The organism is Bacillus sp. SG20033, assembly GCF_044570195.1.
Lineage (GTDB): Bacteria > Bacillota > Bacilli > Bacillales > Bacillaceae > Bacillus > Bacillus subtilis.
Genome location: NZ_CP172606.1, coordinates 3,247,845 through 3,262,990 on the forward strand (window position 1 = coordinate 3,247,845; position 15,146 = coordinate 3,262,990).

11 protein-coding genes and 2 pseudogenes are annotated in these 15,146 nt (G+C 43.6%); 1 reads left to right on the plus strand and 12 read right to left on the minus strand.

The window, feature by feature from the left end:
- Positions 1 to 16: 16 nt before the first annotated feature.
- From rhaM to mcpB, 9 genes and pseudogenes are all read right to left on the minus strand, one after another.
- Positions 17 to 331 carry an L-rhamnose mutarotase gene (rhaM, locus tag ACFVP7_RS17210; RefSeq protein WP_015714599.1) on the minus strand — a complete coding sequence of 105 codons (315 nt, stop codon included), beginning with the start codon at positions 329 to 331 and terminating at the stop codon, positions 17 to 19.
- A gap of 17 nt (positions 332 to 348) precedes the next feature.
- On the minus strand, positions 349 to 1,806 hold the full coding sequence (gene rhaB / locus ACFVP7_RS17215; RefSeq protein WP_338730739.1) for a rhamnulokinase: 1,458 nt from the start codon (positions 1,804 to 1,806) through the stop codon (positions 349 to 351).
- 4 nt (positions 1,807 to 1,810) lie between these two features.
- Positions 1,811 to 2,587, minus strand: a complete 777-nt coding sequence (rhaR, locus tag ACFVP7_RS17220; RefSeq protein WP_338730740.1) for a rhamnose catabolism operon transcriptional regulator RhaR — start codon at positions 2,585 to 2,587, stop codon at positions 1,811 to 1,813.
- Positions 2,588 to 2,644: 57 nt separating this feature from the next.
- A complete protein-coding gene (locus tag ACFVP7_RS17225; protein ID WP_338730741.1) occupies positions 2,645 to 4,714 on the minus strand; it encodes a bifunctional aldolase/short-chain dehydrogenase in 2,070 nt (689 codons plus the stop codon).
- Positions 4,715 to 4,849: 135 nt separating this feature from the next.
- A complete protein-coding gene (tlpB, locus tag ACFVP7_RS17230; protein WP_015251357.1) occupies positions 4,850 to 6,838 on the minus strand; it encodes a methyl-accepting chemotaxis protein TlpB in 1,989 nt (662 codons plus the stop codon).
- A 113-nt stretch (positions 6,839 to 6,951) separates the two neighbouring features.
- Positions 6,952 to 7,902 (minus strand): methyl-accepting chemotaxis protein, encoded by a 951-nt coding sequence (locus ACFVP7_RS17235; protein ID WP_369877620.1) that lies wholly within the window; start codon positions 7,900 to 7,902, stop codon positions 6,952 to 6,954.
- Positions 7,897 to 8,940 (minus strand): annotated as a pseudogene (gene mcpA, locus ACFVP7_RS17240) (methyl-accepting chemotaxis protein); the annotation flags it as partial. The pseudogene mcpA and the gene ACFVP7_RS17235, both read right to left, overlap by 6 nt.
- A 122-nt stretch (positions 8,941 to 9,062) precedes the next feature.
- Positions 9,063 to 11,051: a methyl-accepting chemotaxis protein TlpA gene (gene tlpA / locus ACFVP7_RS17245; protein ID WP_283933725.1), complete on the minus strand. Its 1,989-nt coding sequence runs from the start codon at positions 11,049 to 11,051 to the stop codon at positions 9,063 to 9,065.
- Positions 11,052 to 11,227: 176 nt separating this feature from the next.
- Positions 11,228 to 13,216 carry a methyl-accepting chemotaxis protein McpB gene (gene mcpB, locus ACFVP7_RS17250; RefSeq protein ID WP_032726777.1) on the minus strand — a complete coding sequence of 663 codons (1,989 nt, stop codon included), beginning with the start codon at positions 13,214 to 13,216 and terminating at the stop codon, positions 11,228 to 11,230.
- A gap of 157 nt (positions 13,217 to 13,373) precedes the next feature.
- Here mcpB and ACFVP7_RS17255 point away from each other — a divergent pair, with 157 nt between their 5' ends.
- Positions 13,374 to 14,111, plus strand: a complete 738-nt coding sequence (locus ACFVP7_RS17255) for a protein-glutamine gamma-glutamyltransferase (RefSeq protein ID WP_003228904.1) — start codon at positions 13,374 to 13,376, stop codon at positions 14,109 to 14,111.
- 13 nt (positions 14,112 to 14,124) lie between these two features.
- On the opposite strand, the gene ACFVP7_RS17260 is transcribed toward ACFVP7_RS17255, so the two are convergent.
- The 3 genes and pseudogenes from ACFVP7_RS17260 to ACFVP7_RS17270 form a co-directional block, all read right to left on the minus strand.
- Positions 14,125 to 14,379, minus strand: coding sequence for a hypothetical protein (locus tag ACFVP7_RS17260; protein WP_003244393.1), 255 nt, complete (start codon positions 14,377 to 14,379; stop codon positions 14,125 to 14,127).
- Positions 14,380 to 14,633: 254 nt separating this feature from the next.
- Complete coding sequence (locus tag ACFVP7_RS17265) at positions 14,634 to 15,032, minus strand: secondary thiamine-phosphate synthase enzyme YjbQ (protein WP_227058403.1); 399 nt, start codon at positions 15,030 to 15,032, stop codon at positions 14,634 to 14,636.
- Positions 14,992 to 15,125: pseudogene (locus tag ACFVP7_RS17270) on the minus strand (hypothetical protein). The gene ACFVP7_RS17265 and the pseudogene ACFVP7_RS17270 overlap by 41 nt, the downstream one beginning before the upstream one ends.
- Positions 15,126 to 15,146: the final 21 nt, after the last annotated feature.

A 15,146-nucleotide genomic window follows, 5' to 3' on the forward strand; every position in this document is an offset into this window, starting at 1 on the left:
TCCCTTTATCGGTTTTTTAATCCAAATAAAAAACTTCCTTTAGATCTATCGAAACAGGACTGAAATCCGAATTTGTTTTCATTAATGGCGCCATCGATTTCCACCATCTTTGGCAAACTTCCGTGTCCGCCATCTTTCTCCATTTCTCTTCATCCTCTATTTCTAAATATGCAAAAAGCCTGCCTGTTTCCTCGTCTAGAAAAATGGAATAATGGTGTGCTCCATGAGCTTTGAGTGCTTCTGCCATCTCAGGCCAAATGTCATCATGCCGCTGTTTGTATTCTTCGTACTTGTCTTGATGGACAAACATGATACTGGCTTTTCTTTTCAAACCTTTTCACCTCTTCATCATTTAGATAGCGCTTTCAAAACAGTTTGCTGAAATGACTGAATGATCGTGCTTCTGTCAATGTCTTTAGGTGTAAACACTTTGATCGGAAAGGAATTTCTGACGACTTGCCGGGCTTCTTTTATGTCTTTGACTTCTTTGGCAGCAATCATTTGCATCAAAAGATTTCCGGTGGCAGTTGCCTCTATCGGCCCTGCATATACCGCTTTTCCACTCATGTCTGCCGTTAATTGATTTAAGAAATCATTCCGGGCTCCGCCGCCGATGATATGAAATTGCTCGATCGGTTTTTCTGTGATTGTTTCGAGCTCTTTGATGGCTATCGCATAGATGATGGCTAAATTGCTGTAGATGCAGCAGGCAAGTTCGCCTGCAGTACGGGGAATCTTTTGGCGGGTTTGTCTGCAATAATGTTGTATTTCCTTTATCATGTTTTCTGGATTCAGGAATCGTTTATCATTTAAGTTTATAAATTGCTGGAATGGTTCTGTTTTTTCGGCTTCTTCTGCAAGATGCTGGAAAGAGTAATCTGCTTGTAACTGCTGTCTGACTTCTTGTATCACCCACATGCCGATAATGTTTTTGAGAAAGCGAATAGTGTTGTTTGCACCGCGTTCATTTGTATAGTTGTTTTCTAAAGCAAGATCAGTTATTATCGGTGTTTTGTTTTCAACCCCGATTAACGACCATGTTCCGCTGCTGATATACGCCCAGCCATCATGTACGCCTGGCGCCGCAATGACGGCCGAGGCCGTATCATGTGTTGCGACTGTCATCACCTTGCACGCCGGGAGATCATAATCTGGGAACCACTCATTTCTTAGCTTCCCGAGCTCACCCCCCGGTTCAGTCAGCGGCGCAAATTGCTGTTCCAGAACGGACACGGCTTCAAGCAATTCAGGATCAAAATTTCCCGTTGAGGCGTTTAAAAGCTGTGTTGTGGACGCGTTTGTGATTTCCGTTACAGCTTTTCCGGTTAAACAATAGCCTAAATAATCAGGAATCATCATAATTTTGTCTGTCTTTATCAGCAGCTCACGTTCTTCCTCATACAATTGATAGATCGTGTTGAAAGGCTGAAATTGTATTCCTGTTTTTTGATAAATTGCGGCTTTTGAGAGGGTATGTTCCAGTTTGTCTATTGTATGATCTGTTCTTCTATCACGGTAGGAGATTGCTTCCCGCAACCGATCGCCTTTTTCGTCCAGTAAGACATAATCAACTGCCCATGTATCAATGCCTACGGTGCAGTGTTCATACCCAAGCGTCTTTACTTTTTGCAGTCCTTGCAGGATTTGTTTTAGCAAATGATCAATATCCCAAAAGCAATGCCCGTCTCTTTGACTGAAACCGTTAGCGAACCTGTGAATCTCTTGTATGTCAAGCTTCCCTTCATTCAGTTCACCTACCATGATTCTCCCGCTTGATGCGCCTATATCAATGGCAGTATAAATCATTCTTTCACCCTCTCTTCGAAAGAGGAACAGCTGTCACCTTCACCTTTTTGTCCTCAAGAGCTTTTACCGATGCCAGATCAAGTCCAGAATCCGTAATTAGGCGGCTGACATCTTGCAGCGAGGCGATATGTGAAAACTCGCGGTTCCCCCATTTGCTTGAATCGGCCATCAAAATGGTCTGGTCCGACCTTTCGATCATCCGTTTTTTGAGCAGCGCCTGCCACTCATTTGAATCACTCATCCCGTTGTGTACGTCAAATCCCTTACATGACAGAAAGGTTTTATTGACATGATAGGTCTCAAGTGAACGCTCTGCTAACGGGCCGGCAAACGATAATGATTTTTCCAGCAAAATGCCGCCTGTTGAAATGACTGATATGTTTTCTTTATTGCTGAGTTCAATAGCTGCTTTCATTGAGTTTGTAATCACGGTGAGCTCAATGTCAGGGAGTATTTTCGCCATGTACCAAGCGGTTGTGCTTGCATCGAGAATGATTCGGTCTCCGCTTTTTACATATTTGGCCGCTTCGTGAGCGATAGCTTTTTTTTCGATGACATTCGTAATTTCCCGTTCAGAAAAATGAATTTCTGATTCCTTCTGCTGAATACTGACCGCTCCTCCGTGGCTCCGGCTCAGTCTATGTTCTTTTTCAAGCTTTTCAAGATCACGCCGAATGGTTTCCTCTGTGACTGAAAATATGTCACTTAATTCGGAAACGCGGATGCTTGAACGCATATTTACTATTTCCACTATTTTTTGCTGCCGTTCTGCTACTAGCATCGGTAACGCCCTTCCTCATATCGTAGTCCGTCTTATATTTTTTATCATAGCATATTTCTAACGCGTAAAAGCAGCAGGGACGCCGCCGTCTACCGTGATCATGCAGCCCGTTGTTTTTTCGGCTTTGGAAGAAGCGAAGAATGCAATGGCTTCGGCAATATCCTCCGGGTAAATATTAACGAGCAATGCTGTCCGTTTCCGGTAATGTTTCTCAAGCTGATCCGGTTCAATCCCGTACGCCGCGGCTCGTTCCTCCCGCCAGCTTGAACCCCAGATTGCCGATCCTTGAAGAACCGCATCAGGCAAAACAGAGTTGACCCTAATGCCGAATTCTCCACCTTCTGCAGCAATGCATCTTGCTAAATGGGTTTCAAGCGCCTTAACCGAGCTGTAGGCAGAGGCGTTTTTGCCCGCATAAACCGAATTTTTCGATCCGACAAATACCATGCTTCCGCCTCTATTTTGGTGTTTCATCTGTTTAAACGCTTCACGGGCTACAAGGAAATAGCCTGTTCCTAAAACATTCATATTAAGATTCCATTCTTTTAGACTTGTTTCGTCAAATGGGCTTGATGTGGCCAGCCCGGCATTATTGACGACGATATCAATGCCGCCGTAAGCAAGCGCCGCTCGTTCAAAAGCTGATTGTACGTCTTCCTCCTTTGTCACATCCATTTTGACAGCCATTGCCCGTCCTTCTCCGTATGCATCGTTTATTTCCCCGGCAATTTTCTGTGCACCTTCTATATTCAGATCAGCTACGATCACGTGCCCTCCCTCAGCTGCAAATCGGCGGCATGCTGCACTGCCGATTCCGCCGGCTCCTCCAGTTATCAACGCTACTTTTCGGGAAAATTCTGCTTCCGGCGGGGCCAGCGTGAGTTTATATAGTTCGAGCGGCCAATATTCGACATGGTAGGATTCATTTTCATGTAAAGAAACAAATTGCCCCAGAGCGGTTGCTCCTTTCATCACGGCGATGGCCCTCCGATATAAAGCCCCGCTTACTTTAGACATGGCATAACTTTTTCCTGTATTCACCATTCCGATTCCAGGAATCAATATCACCCGCGGGGCGGATTCAAAGATTTGATCCCCATCCTGCTGATTGCGTGTAAAGTAAGCCTGATACTCTGATGTAAAGGTCTCGACTCCTGACTTGATCAGATCTGCAAGCTTGTGCACATCTTGAGTTTCCGGATTCCAATCAATGTACAGCGGAACCCGTTTTGTGTGAACAAGGTGATCCGGGCATGCCGCACCGATTTGCGAAAGTGCTGGCGCTTGGACACTGTTTACAAATTCCAAGACATCGTCATGATCATCATAGGAAAGGATCATTTTCTTTTCTTTACTTACTGCTCCTCTGATCACAGGCATGATGCCTGCCAAGATTTGTTTTCTTTTATCCTCCGGCAGCGGCTGATACCTTTTGCCTCCGAATACCTCATGCTGATTGATACGATCGTTAACATACTGCTCGGCTTCTTGAATGATGGATATCGTTTTTTGATAACATGTTTCAGACGTCTCTCCCCAAGTGACTAAGCCGTGTTTCTCCATTAATATAAGCTCGGCGTGGGGATTGTTTGCTACGCCTTCAGCGATCATTTTAGACAAAGTAAATCCAGGGCGAACGTATGGCACCCATACAAATCGGTTTCCGTAAATGTCTTCAGCGATTTGTTTTCCATTATCTGCACAGCATATGCTGATAATCGCATCTGGATGGGTATGGTCAACATGTTTGTATGGCAGAAAAGCGTGTAATAGCGTTTCAATTGAAGGGCGGGGATGTTTGCTGTCTATCATACAATGAGACAGGTAGTCTACCATTTCTTCATCTGGCATTTGGTCCCTTTTAATCAGCGGGCGGATATCATCTAATTTCAAACCGGTAAAGTTATGCGTTTTCATTGTTGCCAAATCCGAACCGCTTCCTTTTACCCACATGACTTCTATTTCACGGCCTCTAAAATCCTTTTCCGCTGTTTTCATAGATGTATTCCCCCCGCCCCAGTTGCAGACAGTGCGGTCTGACCCGATCAGATTGGACCTGTACACCAATTCCTCTACACCTTTAGGCAGCTGTGCAGCTCGCTCTGAATCCCATATATGCTTCACCATATTTGATATTCCTCCATCCCCTTTTATTTGTATCCGTTTTCATTATATATGATTTCTGTTTGTTTTTGAATTATTTTTGTTTATTTTTGTTTTTAACAAAAAAGAAAGCAGCAGATATGCCGCTTTCTCGTTTCATTATGATTCAATTTTAAATTTCTTCGTAATGTCCTGAAGTTCTTCCGCCATGTTTGCCAACGTTTCCGCTGAAGAGCTGATTTCTTCCATGGACGCAAGCTGTTCTTCAGCCGAAGCTGCGATATCCTGAATGCCTGCTGAGCTTTCTTTCGCCACTGCAGAAATATCTTCAACAGCACTTGACACTTCCTGTGATCCGGCTGACAGTTGTTCAACCGTCGCGTTCAAGTTTTGCAATTCGCCGGAAATTTGGGTTGTCATCTCATAGATTTGTTTAAAGCTTTCCGCTGTTTGATCCGTAATCTGCAAGCCTTCTTTCACTTCATGATTCACGGATTGGAACATTGAAAGTGAGGTACTGATTTCCCTGACAATCTCTTGAATTAATCCTTCAATTTCCTTGGCGGAGTCTGCTGATTGTACAGCAAGTTTTCTAACCTCTTCCGCAACTACTGAGAAACCTCTTCCGTACTCTCCCGCTCTTGCCGCCTCAATCGCAGCATTTAATGCAAGCAGGTTGGTTTGATCAGCAATGCCATTAATCACATTCAAGATGCTTGTGATGTCTTGCGATTTTGTTTCAAGACCCTTCACAACCGCTTCCGCTTTTTGAACGGATTGGTCAATTGTTTTCATCTGGCCGACTGTATGCTCCACCAGCTTTTCTCCGCTGCCCGCTGCCTCAGAGGACTGAATCGATGATTTCGTAATGGTTGAAGAGGCCTGAGCCACTTTTGAAATCCCCTCGTTCATTTGAGAAAGATGATTTGAGCTTGTTTCCAGTTTCTCGCTTTGTGCCTCGTTGCCATCTGAGAACTGTTCGATGGCAAGTGTAATATGCTCAGTTGCCTTGCTCGTTTGGGCTGCGCTTGCCGTCAGCTCCTCAGAAGATGAAGCAACGTTTTCTACAGACGTTTGAATAACGCCGATTACAGAACGCAATGATGCAGACATTTCATTAAAGCTTTCGCCAAGCTGGCCAAACTCGTTTTTCGAGTGAATGTCAATGACTTCTGTGAGATCTCCGCTGCTGATTTTCGCAGACGTTGAGACAAGTTTTCTTAACGGCTTGGTGATGGCACGGATAATATAGAGAATGAGTATGCCGCCGATTACAATTGACACGCATAGAATGATAACCGCAGTGTTCAGCACCGGGCTTGAAGCATCTTGCAATTCACTGACAAAATATGTGCCTGCGATTTTCCAGCCAGTCAATTTATTTGTCGTAAAGGCCATTTTCTTTTCTTTGCCTTCGAATGTATATTCAAATGAGCCTTCTTTTTTGGAATATACTTGGTTTGTCCAATCGCCGGAACCGGTTGTCCCCGGCTTAATGGTCGGATGGGCGATATATTTTTTGTTGCCAGTTGTAATAAATGCAAAGCCTTCTTTACCGATTTTGATTCTTTGTGATGCAGTAAGCACTTCATCCAGGTTTAAATCAAGCGCTATAACCCCTGAACCGTCTTTTAATTGTTTTGAAATTGTGACAACGATATCTCCTGTCGCTTCATCAGTATACGGTTCTGAGAAAACAGCTTGTCCTTTTTCCGCAACCGCCTGTTTGTACCAGTCACGTCCTGTCGGATCGAAACCTTTCGGAACACCGCTATCCGGATATTTATAAAGCTTCTTATCTTCTGAAGCAGCATAGATTGCGCCTACATCGTCGTTAAGTGTCGTGTACTGCTTAAATTTCTCTTTCAGTAATGTTTTGTTTTTGCCTAGCAATATGTCTTTATCGACTGTCTCACTATAATAATCTATTGCTTTTACTTTATCTTCTAATTTATTTTGCAGCGTACTGTTTAGTTCTTCAACATTTCCCTTCGCACTGTTTATGAGCTCTCTGTCTAACGCGTTCCAAGCTGATTGATAACTGAAATATGCTAAAACCCCAACCGGCAAAATAAGCACTGCCAGAAACGCAGCGATTAGCGGTTTGCTGATCGATGGCTGTTTGATCCAATGTATGAATTTTCCCATTCTTGTTGACTCCTCCTTTAAGATAAATCTAATATCGTCAAACTAGGATAAAAGGTTTAATAAAAAAACTAAAAAAAACACCCAAGCGCAACAAGCTTGGGTGTTAAGGCTTATTATTCGATTTTGAATCGTTTAGTCATATCGCGAAGCTCTTCCGCCATAGACGAAAGGGTCTCTGCAGACGAGCTGATTTCTTCCATGGAAGCAAGCTGCTCTTCGGCTGACGCCGCGATATCTTGTATATGCGCTGAGCTTTCTTTTGAAATCGATGCAATGTGCTCAGACGCTCCCGAAACTTCTTCGGAGCTGGCAGAAAGCTGCTGAACCGTCGCACTCATATTTTGCAGTTCGCCGGCGATTTGGTTCGTCATTTCAGAAATGCGTTTGAAGCTCATTTCTGTTTTATCTGTGATGTCAAGGCCTGTCTGCACCTCTTGATTGACAGATTGGAACATGCCGAGAGATGTATTGATTTCCTTCACAATTTCGATGATTAATCCTTCAATCTCTTTTGCTGAATCTGCTGACTGTACTGCCAGTTTTCTTACTTCTTCCGCTACAACGGAGAAGCCGCGGCCGTACTCGCCTGCGCGCGCTGCTTCAATTGCTGCGTTTAAGGCAAGCAGGTTCGTCTGGTCTGCGATGCCGTTGATCACACGCAAAATGTTTGTAATATCTTTCGATTTCGTTTCCAATCCGCGTACGACTTGCTCCGCTTCTTTAACGGACTTGTCAATGACATTCATTTGGCCGACGGTTTGATGAACAAGCTTGCCGCCTTCACTTGCAATTTCTGTCGATTGAACAGATGAATCAGTGATCACTTCAGAAGCTTGAGCCATATTCGTCAACCCGTCATTCATTTGATAAATGTGCTCTGCTGCCGTTTCAATGTTTTCGTTTTGTTTTTCATTGCCGTTAGAAAATTGTTCAATCGCCAATGTAATGTGCTCTGTTGCCTTGCTCGTTTGCGCAGCTGATGCAGTGAGCTCCTCAGAGGAAGCGGCAACATTATCTACCGAATCCTGGATGGCGTGTATGAGAGAACGAAGTGACGACGCCATATTGTTAAAGCTTTTGCCGAGCTCGCCCAATTCATCTTTTGAACGGATATCAATGGTTTCCGTCAAATCTCCCTCGCTGATCCGCTTAGAGGAACCGACAAGCTGTTTCAGCGGTGTTGTAATCGACCGAATGATCAAAGTCATGACGATAATCCCTATGATAATAGCTGCGGCCAAGACAATTAAAGCAAGGTGAAGGACAGGCTGGGCTGCCTCATGGATTTCATCCAAATACATGGTGCCGCCGATCTTCCATCCCGTCAACTTGTTTGTGTCAAAGGCCATTTTTTTCTTATCGCCATCCATGGTGTATTGAAAATCACCTTTATCAGCGTTCAGCATCTTATCGAGCCAGTCGCCTTTTAATTCAGTTCCTGATTTTTCATTAGGATGAGCGACAACTTTTTTGTCCTTCGTCATGATAAATGCGTAGCCTTGTGTGCCGATGTTGACTTTTTTGGTTGTTTTCAACAGATTTTCAATCGTCATGTTGATTGCGATAACGCCTGAACCATCTTTTGTCTGCTGGGCGATTGTCACAACCATCGTATTTGTAGACGCAGTTTTATAAGGATCTGTCACAACGACTTTTCCTTTATTCGCAACCGCTTTTTTGTACCAGTCGCGTTCAACCGGATTGTAGCCGCTTGGCATCGGAAGATCCGGATAGCGGGTAAAGTGTCCTTTTGTGTCGCTTGTATAAATGGATTCTACATCCTTGTTAAGGCTGATATATTGTGAGAATTTCTCTGCAATGCTTGCATTGCTTTTTGCATTGTATTTCTCTTTTGTCAGCCATTCGCTGAAATAATCAGCACTGTTTTCTTTTTCGCCGATGCTGGTGTTAATGATTTCGTTTAATTGCTGTACATTTTCCAATGCGCTCCCCATCATCTGTCTGTCGAGTGAGCTGCTAGCCGATTGATACGCAAAGATCGCCAATATGACAACCGGTATGATGAGGATCGACAGAAAGGAAACGAGAAGCTTCCGTGTAATTGATCTTTGTTTTATGAGTTGGAGTATTTTTTTCATCATTCATTTCTCCTTTTTTATGCTACCCTTCATATCGGCTGGAAATGGGTAAATATATACAGCAAAAAAGAAGAAATTTAACAAAAGTAACTAATTTCCCATAAATAAATAGTATTTTAGACCTATTATTTATCTACTTTAAATTGTTTTGTCAGATCACGGAGTTCTTCAGACATTCTTTCAAGCGTCAGTGCAGATGAACTAATCTCCTCCATGGATGCCAGCTGTTCCTCAGCTGAAGCGGCGATATCTTGGATGCCATCCGAGCTTTCCTTAGAAATGGCTGTGATATCATTTGAAGCTGCGGAAATTTCTTGAGCTCCCGCTGACAGCTCCTCAACCGTCGCATTCATGTTTTGCAGCTCGGAAGCAATTTGATTGGTCATTTGCGATATATGTTTGAAGCTCTGTTTAGTTTCATCCGTCATGACAAGCCCTGTTTCAACTTCTTTGTTTACGGACTGAAGCACGTTCAGTGATGTGTGAATTTCTTTTACTATTTCACTGATCAGCGATTCAATTTCTTTTGCCGAGTCAGCCGACTGTACCGCGAGCTTTCTCACTTCCTCAGCGACGACTGAGAAGCCCCGTCCGTATTCACCCGCTCTGGCCGCTTCAATGGCGGCATTTAAAGCCAAAAGATTGGTTTGATCCGCAATGCCGTTGATGACACGCAAAATATTCGTGATATCCTTTGATTTGATCTCCAGCCCTTTCACCACTTGTTCTGCTGCTTTTACGGAATGGTCAATTGTGTTCATTTGGCCGGCTGTTTTCTGGACGAGTGTCTCCCCCTTGCTTGACACTTCTGTTGAATCTGCGGATGTTTCTGTAATCACTGCTGCAGCCCGCGCCAGCTCTGCCAATCCGTCATTCATTTCATTAATTTGTTCGGTTGTCGTTTCTATTTTCTCGCTTTGGCTTTCGCTGCCGTTTGAAAATTGCTCGATAGCCATCGTAATGTGCTCAGTGGCTCTGCTTGTCTGGTCTGCCGATGCAGTCAGCTCTTCGGACGATGAGGCAACGTGTTCTACTGAGTCTTTGATCCCGTGAATGAGCGAGCGAAGCGAGTGTGCCATATGATTGAAGCTCTCGCTCAGAACGCCGAGTTCATCTTTTGAATTGATTTCAATCGTTTCAGTTAGATCGCCTTCACTAATTTTTTCAGCTGATGCGACAATGCGTCTCAATGGCTTTGTGATGGATCGAATCACAAAATAAATCGCCGTCATTCCAGCTCCGATGGCAATCGCCAGAACGATTGAAGCCATGATCAGAACCCTGCTTGCAGCATCGTGAATCTCGTTTGCATACATCGTGCCGCTGATTTTCCAGCCTGTTGTTTCGCTTGTAGCAAATGCCATTTTTTTCTTTTTGCCTTTGTACGTATATTCAAAGTCCCCGCTTTTATCCTTGTAGAGCTTATCAACCCAGTCCCCTTTTAGCTCTTTTCCCGCTTTTTCTCCGGAGTAGGCGATGACTTTCTTGTTTTGGCTCAAGATAAAAGCATAGCCTTCTTTTCCGATATTGATTCCTTTCGCTGTAGTGACTAAGTCATCAATTTTCATATCAATGGCAACAACGCCTGATCCATCCACCGTTTGACGGGCGATGGTGACGACCATTTTTCCTGATGAAATCGATTCATAAGGCTCAGTGACAATTGTTTTGCCTTTATTGGCCATTGCTTCTTTGTACCAATCTCGTTCCAAAGCATTAAAGTCGCTTGGCATGTCAGCGTACGGATAACGTGTGAAGTCCCCGTCTTTGCCGCTTGAAAATACCGCAGCGACATTATCATTCATTTGGATAAATTGTTTAAATTCCTGTTTCAGCTCTGTTTTCTTTTTATCCTGAAATTTTTCTGCTGTAGCCCAATCGCTGAAATATGCGAGGCTTTTTTCAGTCGTGCTGATTTTATCATCAATGATGTGATCTAATATCTGAACATTTTCCTTTGCGCTTTGCGTCATCTGTACATCAAGTGAGGCAACTGCTGATTGATAAGCGCTAACCGAAAGGGCGGTTAGCGGAACAATTAAGATCAGCAGGAAAGAAATAATAAGTCTCCTTGCAATTGATGATCTGCGAATAGTGGTGAGTGTTTTTTTCATTTCCTTTTGAACCTTCTTTCAATAATTTACAAATTATATCGGCGGATCTTCCTTTAAATTACATTGAAAATGGAAGAAAAAATGAAAAATAGTTCTAAATTCACCTGTTAAACTAGGACTTTATTATTGTTTACCATATAAAAAAACAGCGCTTTGATAGCGCTGTTTTTCGGTTTTTACTCGATTTTAAATTGTTTCGTCAGATCGCGAAGCTCTTCTGCCATCTGCGCAAGAGTCGTCGCTGAGGAACTGATTTCTTCCATGGAAGCAAGCTGTTCTTCAGCTGATGCGGCAATGTCCTGGATGCTTGCCGAGCTTTCTTTCGACACGTCTGCGATGCCGCTGACTGCTGCTGAAACATGCTGTGAACGGTCTGACAGCTGCTCGACGGTGGAATTCATCGTCTGCAGCTTGCCCGCGATTTCGTTTGTCATGCTGAAAATGCTCTGGAAGCTTTCTTTTGTATTGTCTGTGACAACAAGTCCGGACTGTACTTCCTGATTGACCTCTTTAAACATGTGAAGAGAGGTGTCGATTTCTGCGACGATTTCTTGGATCAGCTTTTCGATTTCTTTCGCTGAATCGGCTGATTGGACAGCCAGCTTGCGCACCTCCTCCGCTACGACAGAGAAGCCGCGTCCTGACTCTCCGGCACGCGCCGCTTCAATGGCTGCATTTAGTGCAAGCAGATTTGTTTGGTCAGCGATTCCGTTGATGACTCTCAAAATGCTTGTGATGTCTTTTGATTTTCCTTCTAAGCCTTTGACAACAGCTTCAGCCTGCTGAACAGATTGATTAATCGAGTTCATTTGTCCGACTGTCTGCTGCACAAACTTCTCACCCGTTCCGGCGATTTCCGTTGATTGGATAGATGCCTTTGTAATATCTGACGATGTTTGTGAGACTTGCTGGAGTCCTTCATTCATTAAGTTCAGCTGATGAGAGCTGGATTCAACCTTTTCGCTTTGCTCCTCGTTTCCGTTTGAGAACTGCTCAATCGCCATCGTAATATGCTCGGTGGCTTTACTCGTCTGCCCGGCAGATGCGGTAAGCTGTTCGGAAGATGCGGCCACATTGTTCACCGAGTCCTGAATAGCGCTGATCAGAGAGCGGAGAGATTGTCCCATTTCATTGAAGCTTTCCCCAAGCTCTCCAAGCTCATCCTTTGAATGGATTTCGATCGTTTCGGTCAGATCCCCCCTGCTGATCGTTTTCGATGATTGAACAAGACGTTTTAACGGTTTTGTAATCGAACGAACGATAAATAGAATTAAAATTCCGCCTGCCGCAATGGAAGCAATCAGCACAATCATTCCTGTTGTCAGCACAGACTTTGAGGCATCCTTAATTTCATCCATATACATTGTGCCGGCTATTTTCCAACCAGTCAGTTCGTTTGTAGTATAGGTCATCTTTTTATCTTCGTTATTAAGAGTATACTGGAGTTCACCGCTGTCATTCGCATACATTTTGGCTACCCAGTCGCCTGAAAGCTTTTCTCCAGCCTTATGGTTCTTGTGGGCGACATAGGTTTTGTTTTTTGTTGCAATGAAAGCATAACCTTCTTTTCCGACCTTGATTTGTTTCATTTGTTCTAACAATTTATCAATGGTAATATCCATGGCGACAACGCCAGATCCGTCCTTCAGCTCCTGTGCAATGGTAATGACCATGCTTCCGTCACTCGCAGCCACGTAAGGATCTGTCACGACAATTTCACCGCCGGCCTTCATCGCATCCTGGTACCAAGGCCGTTGTCTCGGGTCGTATCCTTCCGGCAATTTTTCTTTTGGCGCTTGTACATAAGTGCCGTTATCTGCGCCCCCATAAATTCTGGCTACTCCTTGATTAATAGATACATATTGTGAAAATTTAGCTTTGATCTCTTCTTGATTCGATTTCCCTTTGAATGCGGATCTTTTAAGAGATTCACTGAAAAAGGTGACTGCTTTCGCTTTTTCTCCCAGATCATTTGTAACAGTTGTATTAAATGTATCGACACTGTTTTTCGCATTTCCCATAATTTCCTGATCCAGCTTTCCGCTGGCGCTTCGGTAAGAGCTAAATTCTAATATAAGAATAGGGATAATGAGAATCGCAATAAATGAGACGATTAATTTCTTTGAAATAGACGGTTTCTTCAGCCAATTGATAAAAGTCTTCATGTCACTTGCTCCTTCAGGTTTGATACAGTATATATCGGCTGCTTAAAAAAGTTTTAAAATAAAAAATGGAAGAAGTTCTTTTTGGCTGTCTTCTGCCTTTTTAACTTTCATTGCCCAAGCTCTTTGCATATCTTATAAAAAACAAGGGGGGCTAAACATGATTATTGTATCAGGACAATTGCTCCGTCCCCAGGATATTGAAAATTGGCAGATTGATCAAAATCTGAATCCGCTCTTAAAAGAGATGATTGAGACGCCTGTTCAGTTTGATTATCATTCAATTGCTGAACTGATGTTTGAGCTTAAACTGCGGATGAATATTGTAGCAGCGGCAAAGACGCTGCACAAAAGCGGGGCGAAGTTTGCCACTTTTTTAAAAACATACGGGAATACAACGTATTGGAGGGTTTCACCGGAGGGCGCCTTGGAGCTGAAATACAGAATGCCGCCTTCAAAAGCGATTCGTGACATTGCAGAGAACGGCCCGTTTTATGCGTTTGAATGCGCAACCGCAATCGTTATCATTTATTACTTGGCCTTAATCGATACAATCGGAGAAGATAAATTCAATGCCAGCTTTGACAGAATTATTTTATATGACTGGCATTATGAGAAATTGCCGATCTATACGGAAACAGGACACCACTTTTTCCTTGGAGATTGTTTGTATTTTAAGAATCCTGAATTTGATCCGCAAAAGGCGCAATGGAGAGGCGAAAATGTGATTTTACTGGGGGAAGATAAATATTTTGCCCATGGTCTTGGAATCTTAAACGGAAAGCAAATTATTGATAAGCTGAATTCTTTTAGGAAAAAAGGAGCCTTACAGTCAGCCTACCTTCTGTCTCAGGCGACCAGACTGGATGTTCCGTCTCTTTTCCGCATCGTCCGCTAAAAAGCCCCATCGCCTATTTTCCGGACGATGGGGTTTCAAATGCCTTTCGTTTTCGATAGAAGGGGGCTGTGCCGAAATATTGGTTCGCAGCCCACTCCATTTTTTCAAGGTCATTTCTTGTCACGATTGGATCCTGGCTGCTCCATTTGATAAAACGGACAAAATAGTAGCCTTTGATAGGAACCATTGTAACTTTTGAGTGAGGCCAGCCTTCAAATACAAACTCAATTTTCCCTCTTTTTTTATAAGAATATTGAAGAATGTTCATATCTGTCACCTCAGTTTATCAAGTTACGTTCGGCAAAGCTCGGTACGTTTACATCCATTGATTGACTATCCCTCATGCAAGGCTTTCCTTTTTTTATTTCACATAGGGATTAGCTTTTCGAGCATGTCGTGACTGAGATAGCCGAATGCCAAGCGCGCCTTCATTCGATAAAGCGGCAGCCGGGGCGGGTGTGACAAGCCCTCCGGCTATCGGCGTTTGTTCAGCGATCATGCTTTTGTCAAAAAAACAGCCTATTATCCCATCATTTTGATATAGCATGTCCGGGTGCGAGGGCCGTCAAATTCACAGAAATAAATGCCCTGCCACGTTCCAAGAATGAGCCGGCCGTTTTCCACAATGACATGCTGTGAAGCTCCGACCGTACTCGACTTCATGTGTGCAGCTGTATTGCCCTCCATATGGCGGTCCAGCTCATGTTCCCACGGATATACCTCATCAAACCTTCTGAGCATATCTTTTTTGACGTCCGGATCGGCATTTTCATTAATTGTAATGCCCGCAGTCGTATGCGGACAGTAAATCAGCGCTGCGCCGCTCGTTATACCTGTTTCTTGAAGAAACGCTTCCACCTCCCGGGTGATATCAATCATTTCATCTCGTTTGGTTGTTTGGATTTGCAGTGTTTTCAGCATTTGTTTCTCCTTCCGTTTGTCCGCTCTCATCGCTTAATTCTTTCTGTGTTCTTTTTTTCCTGTTAAACCGCTCTCATAAACCTGATACAACAAAAAAACTCCAGTCTAAGGCTG